General features: G+C 40.9%; 15 protein-coding genes. 12 read left to right on the top strand and 3 right to left on the bottom strand.

The features are described 5' to 3' along the window. The first annotated feature begins 51 nt into the window (after positions 1-51). Complete coding sequence (locus tag PGP85_RS16335; RefSeq protein ID WP_010741072.1) at positions 52-393, top strand: YlbF family regulator; 342 nt, start codon at positions 52-54, stop codon at positions 391-393. A 244-nt stretch (positions 394-637) separates the two neighbouring features. Continuing rightward, positions 638-1,786, top strand: a complete 1,149-nt coding sequence (locus PGP85_RS16330; RefSeq protein ID WP_270328463.1) for a serine hydrolase domain-containing protein — start codon at positions 638-640, stop codon at positions 1,784-1,786. A gap of 49 nt (positions 1,787-1,835) precedes the next feature. Here the strand turns inward: PGP85_RS16330 and PGP85_RS16325 are convergent, their stop codons facing one another. Next, positions 1,836-2,018 (bottom strand): hypothetical protein, encoded by a 183-nt coding sequence (locus PGP85_RS16325; protein WP_010741070.1) that lies wholly within the window; start codon positions 2,016-2,018, stop codon positions 1,836-1,838. A 316-nt stretch (positions 2,019-2,334) separates the two neighbouring features. Here PGP85_RS16325 and PGP85_RS16320 point away from each other — a divergent pair, with 316 nt between their 5' ends. The 10 genes from PGP85_RS16320 to PGP85_RS16275 all read left to right on the top strand — a co-directional run bounded on the left by PGP85_RS16320 (position 2,335) and on the right by PGP85_RS16275 (position 15,328). Next, positions 2,335-3,516, top strand: a complete 1,182-nt coding sequence (locus PGP85_RS16320) for a metallophosphoesterase family protein (protein ID WP_270328462.1) — start codon at positions 2,335-2,337, stop codon at positions 3,514-3,516. Next, positions 3,506-6,136, top strand: a complete 2,631-nt coding sequence (locus PGP85_RS16315) for an ATP-binding protein (protein ID WP_270328461.1) — start codon at positions 3,506-3,508, stop codon at positions 6,134-6,136. The genes PGP85_RS16320 and PGP85_RS16315 overlap by 11 nt, the downstream gene beginning before the upstream one ends. Further along, a complete protein-coding gene (locus PGP85_RS16310) occupies positions 6,133-7,077 on the top strand; it encodes a 3'-5' exoribonuclease YhaM family protein (protein WP_010741067.1) in 945 nt (314 codons plus the stop codon). The genes PGP85_RS16315 and PGP85_RS16310 overlap by 4 nt, the downstream gene beginning before the upstream one ends. Positions 7,078-7,140: 63 nt before the next feature. After that, complete coding sequence (locus PGP85_RS16305; protein ID WP_270328460.1) at positions 7,141-7,650, top strand: GNAT family N-acetyltransferase; 510 nt, start codon at positions 7,141-7,143, stop codon at positions 7,648-7,650. A gap of 172 nt (positions 7,651-7,822) precedes the next feature. Continuing rightward, on the top strand, positions 7,823-10,243 hold the full coding sequence (locus tag PGP85_RS16300) for an HAD-IC family P-type ATPase (RefSeq protein ID WP_270328459.1): 2,421 nt from the start codon (positions 7,823-7,825) through the stop codon (positions 10,241-10,243). 232 nt (positions 10,244-10,475) lie between these two features. After that, positions 10,476-11,969: a phosphohexomutase domain-containing protein gene (locus PGP85_RS16295; protein WP_270328458.1), complete on the top strand. Its 1,494-nt coding sequence runs from the start codon at positions 10,476-10,478 to the stop codon at positions 11,967-11,969. A gap of 174 nt (positions 11,970-12,143) precedes the next feature. Then, positions 12,144-12,497, top strand: a complete 354-nt coding sequence (locus PGP85_RS16290; protein WP_010741063.1) for an iron-sulfur cluster biosynthesis family protein — start codon at positions 12,144-12,146, stop codon at positions 12,495-12,497. 129 nt (positions 12,498-12,626) lie between these two features. Then, positions 12,627-13,298 (top strand): two-component system response regulator SapR, encoded by a 672-nt coding sequence (sapR, locus tag PGP85_RS16285; RefSeq protein ID WP_010741062.1) that lies wholly within the window; start codon positions 12,627-12,629, stop codon positions 13,296-13,298. Positions 13,299-13,366: 68 nt separating this feature from the next. Continuing rightward, on the top strand, positions 13,367-14,389 hold the full coding sequence (sapS, locus tag PGP85_RS16280) for a two-component system sensor histidine kinase SapS (RefSeq protein WP_010741061.1): 1,023 nt from the start codon (positions 13,367-13,369) through the stop codon (positions 14,387-14,389). A 75-nt stretch (positions 14,390-14,464) separates the two neighbouring features. After that, entirely contained in the window at positions 14,465-15,328 is an 864-nt protein-coding gene (locus PGP85_RS16275) for a GRP family sugar transporter (protein WP_010741060.1), read from the top strand. Between the two features lie 36 nt (positions 15,329-15,364). Here PGP85_RS16275 and PGP85_RS16270 read toward each other — a convergent pair whose 3' ends face one another. Together PGP85_RS16270 and PGP85_RS16265 are read right to left on the bottom strand one after the other, a co-directional pair. Next, on the bottom strand, positions 15,365-16,555 hold the full coding sequence (locus tag PGP85_RS16270) for a toxic anion resistance protein (RefSeq protein WP_010741059.1): 1,191 nt from the start codon (positions 16,553-16,555) through the stop codon (positions 15,365-15,367). A gap of 68 nt (positions 16,556-16,623) precedes the next feature. Continuing rightward, positions 16,624-17,280: a 5-bromo-4-chloroindolyl phosphate hydrolysis family protein gene (locus PGP85_RS16265; protein ID WP_010741058.1), complete on the bottom strand. Its 657-nt coding sequence runs from the start codon at positions 17,278-17,280 to the stop codon at positions 16,624-16,626. Between the last annotated feature and the right edge of the window lie 81 nt (positions 17,281-17,361).

Genomic DNA, 17,361 nt, shown 5'->3' with positions numbered 1-17,361 from the left:
TTCATGTTACAATAGAAAAGTAACTTTTATAGAAAATGAGGGAATAAAAAAATGGCAAACATTTACGATTCAGCGAACGGATTGGAACGCGAAATCCGTGAACTACCAGAATTTAAATCACTAGAAGAAGCTTTTGCAGAATTAAAGAAAAATGAAACAGCTTATGCTGCTTTTAAAGACTTTCAAGCTTTCCAACAAAGCCTGCAAGAAAAACAAATGCGCGGTGAAGACTTCAGCGATGAAGATGCTGCTCAAGCACAAGGATTAGCTGAAAAGGTTCAACAAGAAGAATTGATCAATGAATTAATGGTGAAAGAACAAGCTTTCAGCGTAATCATCAATGACTTGAACCGTATTATCATGACGCCAATCCGTGAATTATACGAAGGTTAATTAGAATTAGAAGCTGCGATGCAAATTTGCGTCGCAGCTTTTTGCATGTTCATTTTTGTTGTAAGTAAAGGAATAATTCCAAATCGATCTCATTTTTAGTAGATTTCAAAAAAATGATTTCTATAAAAAGAACTATCTTACAAAAATCTTACAAGACACGAATAAAAATGATAGATAAGAATAAATCGCAGTTTTTTCTTTAGAAAATTGCTATACTTCAAGCCATAAGGATGGCGAATAAAGGATGAAAAAAATTGTTATTGGAGGCGGCGGGATACTGCTGCTGTTGGCAGGCTGTTTGCTAGCATGGCATATGCAATCGCTGGACTTCCACGCTAAGAAAGCACCGAAAACAAAAATCGAGTCGACAACGACTTCATCGAAAAAGAAAACTAAGCAAACAGAAACATCGGAAACAACGCCCGAGAAAAAGGCAGCCGTCGTTTTACCAGTAACCGCTAATCAAGAGTTGGATACTTATTTAGCGAACCAGCATTTTTCAGGGACTGCTTTAGTCGTTCGCAAAGGTCAGGTGATTCTTAATCAGTCGTACGGATTGGCCGATCAGGAGAAACAGTTGAAAAATACTCCGGAAACTCGTTATTATATTGGTTCCGCGCAAAAGGCTATTATCGCGACAGCGATCTTACAATTAGAACAGGCGGGAAAGCTGAAGGTTGAAGACCCTGTCACAAACTATATAAAAGATTTTCCTAATGGGCAGCAAATCACCTTGAAGAATTTACTTAATCACACGAGCGGACTGACTGGCCGTACTGAGGGAAGCAAAGAGATTCTCCCGCAGCAGATTATCCAGGAAATCGAGGCGGCCGGCAGCAATTCAGCGGTTGGGACTTGGCACTATTCAGATAGTAACTATGCTGTACTGGCTTATATTATCCAATTGGTTAGTCAGCAAAATACTGAAGAATACATTCAAGAACATATTTTCAAACCGGCGAATATGCAGAATACGAATTTTTATCAAAGCGATACGCCAACAAGCAACTTGGCAGAAAGCTATCGAGAAAAGAATGGCCGTTTAGAAAAGGCGCAGCTGCCAAATCTTACACAATTATTCGGTGCAGGAGATATCTATACGACCGCAACAGATTTCTATCTATTTGATCAGGCATTGATGCAAGGAAAATTAATCAATGATGTTGAAAAAAGCAAGATGATGACTGCGGGCAGTTCTTCAACGTATGGAATGGGTTTTTATGTGAATCCGGGCAGCTATTCCAGTCATGGGGTTCTGGGCGGTTTTAATACAATCAATACCTTTACCCATACTGGACTGACATATATCATTCTATTAGCGAACACCAATCAGGTTCAGTCTTTGGGACAAGCATCAGATCACATTTATGAAGTGCTGAATCAGATGGAATAAAAAAGTTAGAAACGGCGACTTAAATGAGCGGCGTTTCTAACTTTTTTTGTTAAAAGAATTTTTTGAATTTATCCATTAAACCATCGATTTTATCAGATGCTAGTAATGCCTTAGCTTTTTCATAATACTCGCCAAGGTCATCTTTGTGCATCTCAACAAACTCTTTGGCTTTATCAAAATTGCCTTCGTTCATTAATTCTTTAGCCTTTTTGATTAACTCGTCCTTATTCATCCAAGCACCCTCTCTTTTTACAGCAATAGTTTATACTATTTGCGCTGTCTTGACGAGGGATAATACTCGGTCAATAGGCAATATCAACATTCATCAAACCATCTTGGTGAAACATTTTGAAAAGAACTAAGCAGACCTAATTTAAGCTGTCTTTTCTTTCTTTTTTTTGAATAAACAGCAGGAAGATTCATAGAAACACGAACAAGTTTTCGTTTTTTTATGGTAAAATATACGGGATTGGAATGATGATTTCTTTTCATTTTTCAATAAAGAGAAGTTCTATTAAAAACTAACGCGCTGATTAGGAGGAAAGAAAATGAAATTTCTACACGCGGCTGATCTGCATTTGGATCGCTCTTTTGAAGGTCTGACAAGTGTGCCTGAGCATTTTCAAAAGCACGTGCTGACAGCCAACCAAAAAATGCTGCAAAAGATCGTTGATCATGCGATTGAACAAGCGGTCGATTTCATTTTATTGGCTGGGGACACCTTTCATCAGAATCGCCCCACGTTAAAGACGCAACGCTATTTCTTCCAAGAAATGGCGCGATTAAATGAAGCGGGAATTCCCGTTTTTATGAATTTTGGCAATCATGATTTTTATCAAGCCGAACGTTATTGGTTTGCTTTTCCAGATAATATTCAATTATTCGTTGATGAACAGGTGGAGACAAAGAATTTTGTTACAAAAGCGGGCGAAAAGATCGCCATTACAAGTTTTAGCTACCAGCATCCGACAATTGAAACAGCGATGAGTGAAAAATTTCCGTATAAGGGTGCCGTTGATTTTCAGATTGGGATGTATCATGGCGGACAGATGCCATATGCACCGTTTCAATTAACGGAGTTGTCAGCAAAAGGATACGATTATTGGGCATTAGGGCATATTCATGTACCGCAAGTTTTAGCGGAACGTCCTTTTGTGATCTATCCTGGTACGCCGCAGGGTCATACGCAAAAAGAAACAAATTTGGCTGGTGTGACCTTGGTTGAAAGTGAAGGCAATCTGTTGGTTCCTAAGAAAATCCCAGTTGAAGTGATTCGCTGGGAAAAACGAATCGTTTCTTTGAAGAACATTCGTCAACCGCGTGAACTTTTTCCTTTAGTGCGGAACTTGTCTGCGGATCTGCCGACTCTATTGCATTTAGAATTTAGCGACACGGAAGGTTTGGGCGAAGAACTGGCTTATCAAGTAGCTTCAGGAGAACTTTTGGAAGCCTTGCAGGAGGAAGTCTCACAGGATATTTTTCTATGGCAATTGACATTAGCCGAACAACCGACAGAACGGCCATATCTTGCAGTAGATAAGGATCTAGTTGACCAGCTAGTCACGACGTATCAAACACCGGAAATTTTTAGTGAGTTATTGGCCGAGTTGGAACAAAATCCTCAACTGCATAGCTTGATGCACCGAGAGTTCAGAGTGGATACTGTAGCATCGTTAAAAGAAAAAATGACTCAGAGTTATCGATTTAGGAGGGACGCCGATGTGGATTAAAAAAGCGGAAATCACGAGTTTTGGCAAGTGGCGTCAGCAAATTTTTTTGTTTGAGGCGAAAAACCAATTGGTTTACGGGTTGAATGAGGCCGGGAAATCGACGCTCTATCAATTTATCCAAGCGATTTTATTCGGCTTCCCTACAAAACGAAAAAAAGGACAAGATTACACACCAAATGACGGCAGTGGATTTGGTGGTCGCTTAATTATTGTTCATCCGACTTATGGATCGGTGACGATCGAGCGCTACAAGGCAAAAAATAAAGGCAAGGCCAAAGTTTGGCTTGAGGATGGGCAGCAAGGAGAAGAAGAGCTGCTGGAAAAGATTCTTTATCCATTGAATCTGCAGCTTTTCCGGCAAGTTTTCACTTTTCAACAAGAACAGCTGCAGCAGCTAGATACATTAAGTGAAGAGAATTTACATGAAGCGCTGATTTCTTTAGGATTATCCGGCAGCAATGAATTATTTGAGCAGCGGATACAATTGAAGAATAATTATGAAGGAATTTATCGGCCGCGCGGCCGCAAACAACCTTTAAATCAGGCGCTGCAAAATTATCAGGATTTGCAGCAGAAGATTAAGGAGAAGGAAGCGCAAGAAGCCAGCTTTCAGCAGTTAGTTCGTCAAGCGGATGAAGAAAAACTGCAAGTAACACAGCAGGCGGCTAGAAATCGACAGCTGCAAGAACAGCGATTGACTTTCGAACAACAACGCTTGAATTGGTCAGGCTATGCGGAATTCTTAGAGTTACAAAAAATGGATCTGCATTTGCTGGCCAGTGACGCTGAACAAACGGAACTCCAAACCTTTTATCAGGAATATCAACAATTAATGAAGGAACAGGAAAAATTACATGCGGCACTTCAGCAACATAGCGGGAATCAGGAATCTGCGCGTTATTACTTCTATTTAGAAAATGAAACGCGTATCCAGCAATTAGCAGATGAAAAAGTAGCGATCACCCGAATGTTGGATGAGGATCAGCGGATTGCCGTCAAATTGGCCCAAACGAAGGATACACCAACAGGGTGGCAGCAAAATCCGCCGCGACCATTTGCAGATGAACAAGCGATCCAAAAACTTTTTGAGCCGCTGCAGGTACAGCAAAAAGCTTTGGCGGAGCAAAAGATTCGATTAGGATTAGTCAAAGAACAACGAGATCAAGCAGAAGCCGGCTTGAATGACTACGAACAGAAACATCCAGAACTCTTCAATCATAAAAAGAATCCCCCATGGTTGTTTATCGCAGCAGGGGTAGGATTAGTACTGGCCTTCTTATTGCCGGTACCTTTGCGCTATATTGTGCTGGCGGCAGCAGTCGCTTGTGTGATCGGCGGTGTGCTGAGGCAAAACAAACCCGCGGATAAGGATGCTTGGCAAGAGAAGTTGGGACAAATGGATGTTTATGAAGGACAAGTCGCAGAGCTGTCCGAAAAAACCACACAAAGTCAGCGTAAGGTACAGCATCTGTTTGATCAAATTCAAAAGGAATTACGGCAAAGAAACTTATCCGAAGCTGGGAATGAGTTTGCGGTAGTCCAAGAAAACCAACGTGCGCAAAATTATTTAGCGCAGCTTCAGACGAATAAAGAATTGCAACAACGTCAATTAGATTTGCGGCAAAAATTGATGCAGCAAGAACAGCGCTTTGAGTTTTTAGCAGAATGGCTGCCATTGCAGGAAAAAAGTCTGTCGGATAAATTGCGGATTTTGGAACAATTTGCCAAAGAGATGGAGCAGATTCGTTTTGCTCAGACCTACCAAGAAAATACCGTCCTGCAGCAGCGGATTCACGAAACACAGAAGCAGCAGCAACAGCTTTTAACCCAGCAGCAATCATTATTAGAAAAATTCCGGCTGGCGTACCCATCAGAGATCCCAGCATTTTTACAACGAGAAGCAGAAGTGAAACAAAAACAGCAGCGTTTGAACGAATTAACCGAGAGCGTCGCTCCGTTGTTTGAAAAAGAAACGACACTGGCAGAAATTGATGATGCCTTACGTATCTTACAACAGGAGATTCAGACGGGTGAACAGCAGCTCCATCAATCACAGGAACAAGAGCAGCGTTCACGCTTGCAAATTCAACAAATGCAGGCTGACGGGACGCTGGATAATCTTTATCAGCAAGTCAGTCAGCAACGGGCGCTGGTAGAAAAATTGACTTCAGATTACGCGGTGGCTAAGTTGGAGAATCAACTGCTGCAAGACATCGCGACAGAATTATCGGAGCAGCAATTACCGGAACTCCTGAAACAGGCGACAAGCTATTTCCAAGAGTTGACGAACAATGCGCATAGCCGTTTAGACTTTTCGGAAGGTCTTTTGACCGTTGATCAGCTGAGTCTTTATAATCTTTCGACGGGAACCAAAGATCAGGTGATGATGGCCTTTCGTTTTGCTTATTTGGCCTTGCAGCAGAAACATCCGCTATGTCCGGTAATCATTGACGATGGCTGGCTGCACTACGATCATCAGCGGAAATATCAATTTGCTAAATTATTACAGCAATTTAGTCAAAATTATCAGGTCATTTGTTTGTCATCTGACCAAGAAATGGTAAGCTATTACCAAGAGCTTCACCAGCCAGTCTGGGAATTGAAGGGAGTCCAACGATGAAAAAAATCAAAGAATTAACGGTCGATGAGCAATTTGAAATGTATGTATTGATCAAAAATGCCGATGTTCGTTTAGCTAAAAACGGCAAAAAATTTATCGCGTTTACTTTCCAAGATACTTCTGGAACGGTCGATGGTAAATTTTGGGACGCGTCCGAAGAAGAAATCAAGCGTTATAGAGCCGGACAAGTCGTTTTATTGAATGGTAAGCGAGAAATGTATCAAGGCAATCCGCAAGTGAAGATCATTCATCTTCGTACCACAAAACCAGAGGAACCAAATGATCCTGCGTTGTATATGGAGCGCGCACCAATCAAACGCGAAGAGATGGAAGAAGAAATCAATCAAACGCTGTTCGAGATTACCAATGCGCATTGGAATCGAATCGTTCGTTTCTTATTGAATAAATATCAAAAAGAATTTTTCGAGTTTCCAGCAGCCAAAAGAAATCACCACGCATTTGCCGGCGGTTTGGCTTTCCATACATTAACGATGCTGCGACTAGGCAAAGCGATCGCGAAAGAGTATCCGCAATTAAATGCTTCATTGCTATACGCAGGGATCATCATTCATGATCTAGGTAAAGTAATCGAGTTGACGGGTCCTTCTTCGACCGAATATACAGTAGTCGGAAATCTGGTCGGCCATCTAGTTTTAGTGGATGAAGAAATTACCAAAGCCTGTGCCGAATTGAAGATCGATGATGCGGACGAAGATGTCGTGATTTTGCGTCATATGGTCTTGTCTCATCACGGATTGTTAGAGTACGGTTCACCTGTACGGCCGCGTATCATGGAAGCAGAGATTTTACATCAAATCGATAACATCGATGCATCGATGCAAATGATTTCCAGCGCTGTAAAAAATACAGATCCGGGAACGTACACCGAGCGTATTTTTGGAATGGATAATCGCAGTTTTTACGTACCGAAAGATATTTAAAACCAAACATGTCGCGGTTTACCTGCGGCATGTTTTTTGTTGGGTCATGTTAGGAGGCAGTGAATGATTATCGAAACAGCAAGACTTTACTTGCGTGAATTGCAGCAATCGGATCTGGATTCACTGAGTAAAATTCTGCAGGATGAACAAACGATGGTTGCTTATGAAGGAGCTTTCGATGATACGGAGGTTCAAAGCTGGTTAGAGAAACAGCTTGATAATTATCGACGCGAGGGCTTTGGTCTGTGGGCGGTCGTTTTAAAAGAAACCAATGAAATGATTGGGCAATGTGGATTGACTTGGCAAGATTTTGCTGGTCAGAAGGTTTTAGAGATCGGCTACTTATTTCAACGAGCATTTTGGCATCACGGATATGCAATCGAAGCAGCCGAGGCCTGTAAAAAATATGCTTTTGAGCAATTAAACGCGGAAGAAGTCTTTTCGATCATTCGTGATACAAATACAGCTTCGCAAAAAGTCGCCGAACGAAATGGAATGACTCGCAGCGGCGAATTCGTTAAACATTATCGCGGAGTCACCATGCCCCATTACGTTTATTCTGTTCAAAAATGAGTCGCGGCTTGCTGCGGCTTTTTTGTTTATCCATAAATAGTTTAAGAGATGATAGCTTTCAATGCTCAACACCGACTTAAAATGCAAGTCGTGGTAAGATAAACATAGAGTAATAAATACATTTTTCGCTGTAAAAACAGCGTTTGTTACAAATGAGATGGGGTGAAACCGGATGAAGAAAAAAGAAGAAGTTCAAACGGTGGAAGAAAATTTTGATGAAGTCGAGATTCCAGCAGAACTAAAAGGATTAACCAATTCGGAGGTTCAGCGAAAAACGGAACAAGGTCAGATCAATCAAGTGGAAGACAATTTATTGAAGTCCGACAAGGAAATTATTAAAGAGAATACGATCAATATTTTTAATATTCTTAATTTGGTATTGGCAGTACTGGTATTGCTAGTAGGTTCGCCGAAGAATACATTGTTTTTCGGAGTAGTAGTCATCAACACATTAATCGGGATCATTCAAGAGCTGCGGGCAAAACACACGATCGATAAATTATCGGTCTTGGCTAAAACCAAGGCAGTTGTATTGAGGGATGACCGCTTGCAGCAGATCGATCAAGAGGAAATCGTTTTAGGGGATATTCTCTATTTGCAAAATGGCGATCAGGTGCCGGTCGACGGCAGTTTACTAGCTGGAGCTGGCGTAGAAGTGGACGAGTCATTACTGACAGGTGAAGCGGATCGCGTACAAAAAAACAAGCAAGATAAGCTGTTCAGCGGAAGCTTTGTGACAGCGGGCGAATGTTTTTATCAAGGAACGGCTGTAGGGAAAGATAATTTTGCCGAACAATTAACTAGTGAAGCGAAAACGAAGAAAACCGGCAGTTCAGAATTAACTAAAGTACTGAGCCGGATGATCGCTGTCTTAACGATCGTCATCATCCCAGTCGGATTAGGTCTTTTTTATAGTCAGTATCAGGCATCAGATTCAATCAAACAAGCGGTTTTAGGAACCGTTGCTGCATTGGTTAGTATGATTCCAGAAGGCTTGATGCTGTTGACAAGCGTGGCCTTTGCGGTCGGTGCGGCAAATTTAGCTCGAAAAAAAGTTTTGGTTCAAGCTTTACCTTCGATCGAAACTCTGGCTCGAGTCGATGTGATCTGTTTGGATAAGACTGGTACGATCACTGATGGAACGTTGAAATTTGAAAATGCATTATTGGAAGATATCTCAGACGATCGATTACACACGATCATGGGCGCGTTACTGCATCATTTAAAAGATCAGAACGCGACGGCAAAAGCTTTACGTGAAGCTTTTCCACCTGCTGACGATTGGCAAGCAGAAAAAATTGTTCCCTTTTCATCAGCACGCAAATGGAGCGGGGCAACATTTAAGGATCAAGGGAGCTTTGCTTTCGGTGCACCAGAATTTATATTTAAGAATATGTCGGACGAGCTGCAGAATAAGCTTCAGCCTTATTTGGAGGCTGGGCAGCGGGTACTTGTATTAGTAGAGTATCCAGGAATGTTGGAGGAAGAAATGACCTATGAGCCGCGTCTGCTTGCAACGTTGATTATCTCGGATAATTTACGGGAAAATGCACGGACGACATTTGGCTATTTCGCCCAACAAGATGTGGAGTTGAAGGTTATTTCAGGAGATCATCCGCTGACCGTTTCAAAAATCGCGCAAAAAGCCGGAATTAAAAACGCCGAGACGTTTGTCGATATGTCTAGTTTAGATGAACCGATTGATTATACGGCGTTAGTCAATCACACGACGGTCTTTGGCCGTGTTACCCCAAAACAAAAGCAATCTCTGATTCGAGCATTAAAAATAAATCACACAGTCTGTATGACAGGTGATGGCGTTAACGATGTACTTGCTTTGCGAGAAGCCGATATTGGCGTTGCCATGGCTAACGGAAGTAGTGCTGCACGGGCCGCGTCGGATGTCATTTTATTGGATTCCGATTTCGCCCGGATGCAAAATGTTTTGAATGAAGGGCGCCGCGTGATCAATAATATTGAACGTGTTGCTTCTATGTATTTAGTCAAAACGATCTATTCGTTAATGTTGGCGGTCATCTTTATGATCATCGCAAGTCCGTATCCCTTTGAACCAGTCCAATTGACACCGATCAATGCGTTAACGGTGGGAATTCCTTCCTTCTTCTTGGCATTGAAACCAAGTTATGAACGAATCAAAGGGGATTTCTTGAATAATATTTTACGAGTCTCCTTGCCAGGAGCTTTGACGGTCGTTAGTGCCGTAATGATTATTCAATTGGCTGATGTTTTGTTTGAGTTAGATTATCAAGCGACATCGACAATGTCGGTCTTTTTAACTGGTTGCGTTGGTTTGCTGGTCTTGTATAAGGTTTCATTCCCTCTGGATAAGAAGAAAATTGCGTTGATTGCAGTTTTGAGCAGCGCTTATCTAAGTTGTTATCTATTCTTTAGAACATTCTTCGATTTTGATAAGCTTTGGAATCGTAATTTGTTTTTCGTTATTCCTTTGACCTTTGGAATTTATTGGTTATTCAAGGGATTGACCTTTGTAATGGATAAATTGGTCGATTGGCGAATTCGCTGGCAAAAGAAACGCGAGGCAAAAAAGAACCCGCAGTCACGAGTTATTTAAAATAGTAAAATTTACTTAAATGAATAAAACTTTCCCGAAAAGGCTTTCTTTTTCGGGATTTTTGGTATAATAGACTAAAAGTAGAATGGAAGTAAGCCAGTCCAACTTTTCTCAGACTGGTTAATTAGTGAAATAGAAAGTGCATCGAAATATCACGTAGTTGGATGGTACGCAGTATAAAGGTAAGCTGAAAAGAATAAACACATTAATATGCATAAGGAGGAAATGATCAATGGAGTTAACAAAATTGCAAAACGGTTCAGATATTCGTGGAATCGCTATCACAGCTGAGGATAAAGTAAAGAATTTAGGGACAGAAGAAGTTCAATTAATCGCTCAGGGAATTCTTAATTGGTTAGCAGACAAGGGTGTGGAGCGTCCGTTCAAGATTGGGATCGGACATGATAGCCGCTTGACCGGACCAGAACTAAAAACTGCAATGATAGGAGTTTTTGAATCAGCTGGCTGTGAAGTGTTGGATTTTGGCTTGGCCACGACACCAGCACTATTTATGGCGACGCAATTTGAAGAGTTTGCTTGTGATGCCGGGATTATGCTGACAGCTAGTCATTTGCCATTTTATTTCAATGGCATCAAGATCTTCAGTCAAACTGGCGGAGCGGAAAAAAGTGATATCGCCTATATTTTGACTCATACTGAAGCTGGTGAAAAAGCGGTTGGAAGTGTGAAGCAAGCGGACTTATTATCTCGTTATGCAGCCGATCTTGTTGAAAAAATCCAACGCGGCAGCGGTAGTGAACAGCCATTGAAGGGCATGAAAATTGTCGTCGATGCTGGAAATGGCGCCGGAGGATATTTCGCGGATAAGGTTTTGGCAGTTTTGGGTGCCGATATTAACGGTTCACAGTTTTTAGAGCCTGACGGCAATTTTCCAAATCATATTCCAAACCCTGATAATAAAGAAGCGATGGCAAGTATCAAGCAGGCTGTGCTGGATAACCAAGCCGATCTTGGCGTGATTTTTGATACAGATGTCGATCGTTCAGCGATCGTGTCGAAAGATGGGCAAATGATCAATCGGAATAATTTGATCGCTGTGTTATCGGCGATCGTATTAAAAGAATACTCTGGCAGCACGATTGTTACCAACTCTCCAACATCAGATCACTTGAAACGCTTTATTGAGGAAAAAGGCGGTAAACAATATCGTTACATTTCAGGCTATCGGAATGTCATCAACAAAGCGATCGAATTAAATGAAGAGGGGATTGATTGTCAGCTGGCGATCGAAACTAGTTCTCACGCAGCCTTTAAAGAAAATTATTTCTTAGACGATGGTGCGTATGTGATCGCGAAGGTGTTGATGCTGCTGCCAAAATTAAAAGAAGAGCAGCGTGAGCTGACCGATTTGATGGCAGAGTTAGAACAACCGTTGGAAACTTTGGAAATTCGCTATACGATTGCAGGCGAGGATTACAAAGAAGCGGGTCAAAAAATGATCGAAAAATTCCGTAAAGAATTGCCGCAGCAAACTGGTTTCTCAGAAAATCCTGAAAACCAAGAAGGTGTGCGTTTCTCTGTGAATGATCCTTATGGAAAAGGCTGGATGCTGCTGCGTTTGAGTTTGCATGAACCTTTATTAGTCATGCAGGTGGAAAATGATCAAACCGGTCAGATTCAAAAACAATTACCGATCTTCCGCAAACTTTTAGCGCAGGATTCGCAAATTGATTTAACTAAACTTAATCAGCAATTAAATAAGTAAGAATACTTGCAAAATGAGCCTCTTCGTCTGATGATAAGAATCAGATGAAGGGGCTTTCTCTCAGTCCAAATTTTGAAGACTTGAGCGATTGGAATTTGTCAGAGGTAAGAGTAAAAACCTGGGAACTATTTTTTTAAGAAAAGGATCTACTAAAACGAGTTAGGAGAGATAGTTATGAATATTACACTAGATGAAGCAGCCAAAGAAAGACTTTCCGCACACTTAGGGGCAGATAAAATTTTGTTGCTAACGTTTGAAGATGGCGTAGGACCCTATTCGCAACACGCCATGATCCATATGCAAACGCAATTCTCCATTAACGTCATTTCAAATGAGATGGAAAAAGCCGATTACGATGAAAAAATCCCATCAGAGATCGGTGATTTTTGGATCAAGGGCTATTCAAAAGAAGATTTGCAAGCAGAAATGCGCATCAAATTTAATCCGCGTTTAAGTACCTTTAGCTTATCAGGTGAAGGCGGCATGATTGATGACAATCTAGGCTTTATTGATTTTACTAAAAATTAATTTAATAAGGATCGTCTTTCAGTTTTTACCGGTTCTTTGATATGATGGTAAAAATGACGTTGCGAACCGGCCTATTATATTTAGGCTGGTTCGTGAAGTCAGATAAATAGAAGAAAGCGGAGGAATACAATGGCAAAAATCATGATCGTTGAAGACGAAGCGGTGATTCGTCAATTGATCGGTGAGGAATTAACGAAATGGAGATTCGACGTTTACCAAACAACGGACTTTAATCAAGTCTTTGAGGAGTTTGAACAGATTGCGCCACAGCTTGTTTTGTTGGATATTAATCTACCGGTCTTTGACGGTTATTATTGGTGTCAAAAAATTCGTGAGGTTTCCAAGGTTCCGATTATTTTTATTTCTTCCCGAAACACTAACATGGATCAAATCATGGCGATGAATATGGGTGCGGATGACTATATTACGAAGCCGTTCCAAGTTGATATTTTGGTAGCAAAAATCAATGCCTTATTGCGCCGCTCTTATAACTACGCCGAAAGCGGTGAGGAGCTGGAACATAACGGCATCACCTTGAATATCGACAACAGCAGCATGACTATTAAGGAAGAAGTTGTGGACCTCAGCAAAAACGAATACCGCTTATTATTCATTTTGATGAAGCAGCACGGCAAAATATTAAGCCGTGACAAATTATTGCGGGCGCTGTGGGATGACGAACGTTTCGTGGATGATAATACATTGACGGTAAATATTAATCGTCTGCGCCGCAAGATCGAGCAAGCGGGAATTGATGATTATATTCAAACGAAAGTTGGACAGGGGTATATTGTTCCATAATGTTAAAGCCACTATATCTGATAGCTTGATAATTTCGTGAAATCATCTATGATCAAAAAGGAGTAAGTATGACATTTGTTAAGTATTTAAAAGATCGATTGCTCGTCTTATTGGGCTGGGCGGTGTTGAGTTTACTGTTGATCTTTATGGTTTGGTTGACACCGGATCTGCATAATTTTTGGGATAATCTCGGCTATTTATTGATCCTGCAATTGTTTTTGGTCTTTCTTTTTTTCACAATTGATTATTATCGGCGAAAAAAATGGTATAAGGCTTTTAATGCTGAAGAAGATTCCCATCTCCAACATTTTGTCGAGGCCGCGACGAACAACGAAGAACGTATGATTCAAGAATACGTGAACCAGCAAGTTCGAGAACATCACTCAATGATGGAGCAATTATTAAATAGCCAAAAAGATCAGAAGGATTATTTAGATTCGTGGATTCATGAGATCAAGGTGCCGTTGGCAGCGGTGGATCTGATTTTGAATTCGATTGAATTTGATATTCCAGATGATAAATTTGTTCTGCTGCAAAATGAGGTCCAGCAAATCGATGAATATGTCGAGCAGATTTTATATTATTCTCGTTCGGATGAATTTGTGAATGACTATTTGATTCAAGAGTATTCTTTGAAAAAAATTATTCAACCGATTATACGCAGTCAGGCGAACTACTTTATCCAAAAAAACTTGCAGCTGACTTTGGCTGAAGAGGATGCCAAAGTTCTGACGGATGCCAAATGGATCGAGTTCATCTTCCGGCAATTATTGAGCAACGCGATTAAATATACGCCCGATCATGGTCAGATCAATATCAGCTTTGAGACGAAAAGCGGCGGTGTTGCGTTGATCTTAAAAGACAACGGTATGGGCATTCCGCCAGAGGATTTAGGGCGGATTTTTGATAAAGGTTTTACTGGTGAAAATGGTCGCAAGGCGCAGCAGCATTCTACCGGACTCGGTTTGTATTTAGCTAAAACCTTAGCAGAGAAGCTTGGCGTGGTTTTATCAGCAGAGTCAACGATGAATGAGGGAACGACGATGACCTTATTTTTCCCTCGATTAGATTATTATCATGAAGAACGGTAAATTTTCAGTTTTTGATTGCCAAAATTCCTTTTTTTCGCTAAACTGTTCCAGTTGTGAATTGAAGGGAGTAAGTTTATGAGTATTTTGATTGCCCTAATACCGATGGTAGCATGGGGAAGCATTGCTTTGGTGAGCGGGAAATTAGGCGGAGACGCCAATCAGCAAACCTTAGGAATGACGATGGGTGCTTTCGTTTTTGCGTTAGTGACCTATTTTATCGTTCAACCGGCAATGAGTAGTTGGATTTTATTAATTGGTTTTTTGTCAGGTCTCTTTTGGTCAGTTGGACAAAACGGTCAGTTCCACGGGATGAAATTCATGGGAGTGTCGGTCGGCTTGCCGATCTCAACCGGGTTTCAATTAATTTTGAATACCGTCGCCGGTGCAGTGTTCTTTCATGAATGGACCAAGACGAAAGATTTTGTCTTAGGTTTTATTGCGTTAGCTTTACTGGTCTTAGGTGCGTATTTAACGGCACGCAAAGATGATGATAGCGGCGTACAAACCGACGACAGCATGTTAAACTTCGGCAAAGGTTTACGTGCATTGATTTTCTCAACCTTTGGCTATGGTGTCTATACGATTATCATCACTTGGGCTGGGCTTGATCCGTTAGCGATTATTTTACCGCAAAGTATCGGTATGCTGGTTGGTGCCAGTTTCTTCGCATTCCGTAAAACGAAAGTTGATCGGTATGTATGGCGGAATATGGCCTCTGGTTTATTGTGGGGGATCGGGAATGTCTGTATGCTGTTGAGTGTCCAAAATATCGGTTTAGCGATTGGTTTCTCATTATCTCAGATGGGGATCATTATTTCGACATTGGGAGGAATCTTCCTGCTGGGCGAACGCAAAACTAAAAAAGAATTGTATTATGTCATTATCGGCTGTCTGCTAATCATTGTCGGCGGTGTCGTATTAGGATATATGAAAGCATAAAAAAGTTCGCACACCTGATGGTGTGCGAACTTTTTTTTATTGTCCGGAATTTATTTCCATTAGTTTTTGTTTTAAGTCGTTTTCCATATGACCGATTTCGATCTCGGCTGCTTGGCGGCGTTCGCGGCCTTCTTTTTGAATCCGCAACGTTTCTTCCAGTGTTTCGACTAGGTCGTTTTGTGTTTGTTGTAATGTATCTAGATCGACGATACCGCGTTCGTTTTCTTTGGCGGTCTCGATCGTTGAAATCTTCAACATTTCTGAATTTTTCTTTAGTAGATCATTGGTTGTTTCAGATACTTGACGTTGTGCTGTAGAAGCATCTTTTTGACGTAATAATGTCAAAGCGATCGCCACTTGGTTTTTCCATAAAGGAATCGCCGTGTTGATTGAGGCTTGGATCTTTTCAGCCAACGCTTGGTTCGTATTTTGGATCAAACGAATTTGCGGTGCTTGCTGGATTGTGATTTGACGTGCCAGTTTTAAATCGTACGTTCGTTTGTCTAAACGGTCCAAAAATTGTGTATAGTCATTGACGATTTGAACGTCCATTTGATCGCCGGAAGCTTTGGCTTTTTCGGTTGCTTCAGGAATCGTTGTCAGCTTCATTTCTTCGATCTTCAATTCGGCTGCAGCGATATAAATATTTAACGCATCAAAGTAGTCTTTGTTTTTGGAATAGAGAGTTTCCAACATTTGGTTATCTCTTAACAATCCATCTTTTTCAACGTTCAATTTTGTAGCGATTTTATCGATTTGAGCACCAATTTTTTGGTATTTCGTAGTAATCTCATATATCGATTGTTTCACTTTACCGAACATTTTTTGGAAAATATTGCCTTCGCCAACGCGTAGTTCATCGGGATTGGCTTCATTCAGACGGTACATCAGCTGATTCAATGAATCACCGACAGGACCGATATCCTGTGAAGAGACTGAATTCAACATTGATTGAGAGAATTCGCTCAACTTGGTTTGAGCAGTCGCACCGTAACTGATAACGGCTTGCGAGTCATTGACATCGATTTTCTTCGATAGCTCTCGCGCTTGTGCTTGTCGTTCGGCTGGTAATTTATCCACTAAGCGATCGGCCTGTTCTTGTGATTGCAAGTGGGAGATTTCTTGTTGTTGAACGGGGGTTAAAGCATCGGTGCCAAATGGGTTGCTTAGTAGATCGTCTAACGTACTGTCTACTGGTTTGGTTTGTGAGTTATTTTCTGGTTCCACTGTGAGTCCTCCTGTTCGAAAAAAATCTAGCTTAAGCTAGATTTTTTTGTTTAGCTATTTTTGTTTTTTTATTTTGTGGACAAATCAGGATCGTGGTCAAGATTTTTTTTCGCGATTGAAATTTCAACATCCATATCATCTAAGTCTTCAGAAACGAATTGTTGATAATCTTTCACGATTAAATCAGCCATTTGATCAATGATCTGAGCGCTTTCTTCTAGTTTACCATAAACTTCTTTTGACTTGACCTCATGTCCATTGATTTCTACATAATTATCAGTCAAATCAACAATGTTTGGAAGATGCGTATAAAGAAATTGGCTGGCTTCAGGTAAACGAGTTGGTTCTTTTACGAGTTCTTTGAATAATGCTTTCGTTGCCTTCAGCATGTCATGCCGTAAATCGATTGCTTTCAATTTGGCATTCTTTTGAATATTTTGCTGCAAAGATAAAACTTGCTGCTTAGAAATATTCATTGTTTCACGGAACAATTCGATCTCGCGTTCGCTCATACCCAATTTTTTATAGTAGTCTTCTTTTTCTTTTGTCAGAAATGGTAATTCCTCTTTTTTCTGTGGACGTACTTTTCTTCCTTTAAATCCACGATAGATCAACCAAAAGCCAACGACCAACATTAAAAAGACGATATAATCGCCGAAGTCCCCTTCAAAAAAGGAGAGGATGCCGATTGCTGCGATGATGATTGGGAATATTTTACTTCGCATAATAATCCTCCTAGTCTAGTAATAACCCATCACATTATTCATTCAAATTACTTGATTTCTTTACACGCTCATCATAGCATG

It is taken from the genome of Enterococcus malodoratus, assembly GCF_027659535.1.
GTDB lineage: Bacteria > Bacillota > Bacilli > Lactobacillales > Enterococcaceae > Enterococcus_A > Enterococcus_A malodoratus.
The sequence above is the reverse complement of the archived record's forward strand: the minus strand, read 5'-3'. Positions and strand labels throughout refer to the sequence as shown.

What these genes read in the sequence shown, in the direction of transcription:
- PGP85_RS16335 (WP_010741072.1), top strand. Translation starts at nt 52, where the DNA reads ATGGCAAACATTTACGATTCAGCGAACGGATTGGAACGCGAAATCCGT.
- PGP85_RS16295 (WP_270328458.1), top strand. Translation starts at nt 10,476, where the DNA reads ATGGAGTTAACAAAATTGCAAAACGGTTCAGATATTCGTGGAATCGCT.
- PGP85_RS16320 (WP_270328462.1), top strand. Translation starts at nt 2,335, where the DNA reads ATGAAATTTCTACACGCGGCTGATCTGCATTTGGATCGCTCTTTTGAA.
- PGP85_RS16310 (WP_010741067.1), top strand. Translation starts at nt 6,133, where the DNA reads ATGAAAAAAATCAAAGAATTAACGGTCGATGAGCAATTTGAAATGTAT.
- PGP85_RS16275 (WP_010741060.1), top strand. Translation starts at nt 14,465, where the DNA reads ATGAGTATTTTGATTGCCCTAATACCGATGGTAGCATGGGGAAGCATT.
- sapS (WP_010741061.1), top strand. Translation starts at nt 13,367, where the DNA reads ATGACATTTGTTAAGTATTTAAAAGATCGATTGCTCGTCTTATTGGGC.
- PGP85_RS16315 (WP_270328461.1), top strand. Translation starts at nt 3,506, where the DNA reads ATGTGGATTAAAAAAGCGGAAATCACGAGTTTTGGCAAGTGGCGTCAG.
- PGP85_RS16300 (WP_270328459.1), top strand. Translation starts at nt 7,823, where the DNA reads ATGAAGAAAAAAGAAGAAGTTCAAACGGTGGAAGAAAATTTTGATGAA.
- PGP85_RS16330 (WP_270328463.1), top strand. Translation starts at nt 638, where the DNA reads ATGAAAAAAATTGTTATTGGAGGCGGCGGGATACTGCTGCTGTTGGCA.
- PGP85_RS16325 (WP_010741070.1), bottom strand. Translation starts at nt 2,018, where the DNA reads ATGAATAAGGACGAGTTAATCAAAAAGGCTAAAGAATTAATGAACGAA.
- PGP85_RS16305 (WP_270328460.1), top strand. Translation starts at nt 7,141, where the DNA reads ATGATTATCGAAACAGCAAGACTTTACTTGCGTGAATTGCAGCAATCG.
- sapR (WP_010741062.1), top strand. Translation starts at nt 12,627, where the DNA reads ATGGCAAAAATCATGATCGTTGAAGACGAAGCGGTGATTCGTCAATTG.
- PGP85_RS16290 (WP_010741063.1), top strand. Translation starts at nt 12,144, where the DNA reads ATGAATATTACACTAGATGAAGCAGCCAAAGAAAGACTTTCCGCACAC.
- PGP85_RS16265 (WP_010741058.1), bottom strand. Translation starts at nt 17,280, where the DNA reads ATGCGAAGTAAAATATTCCCAATCATCATCGCAGCAATCGGCATCCTC.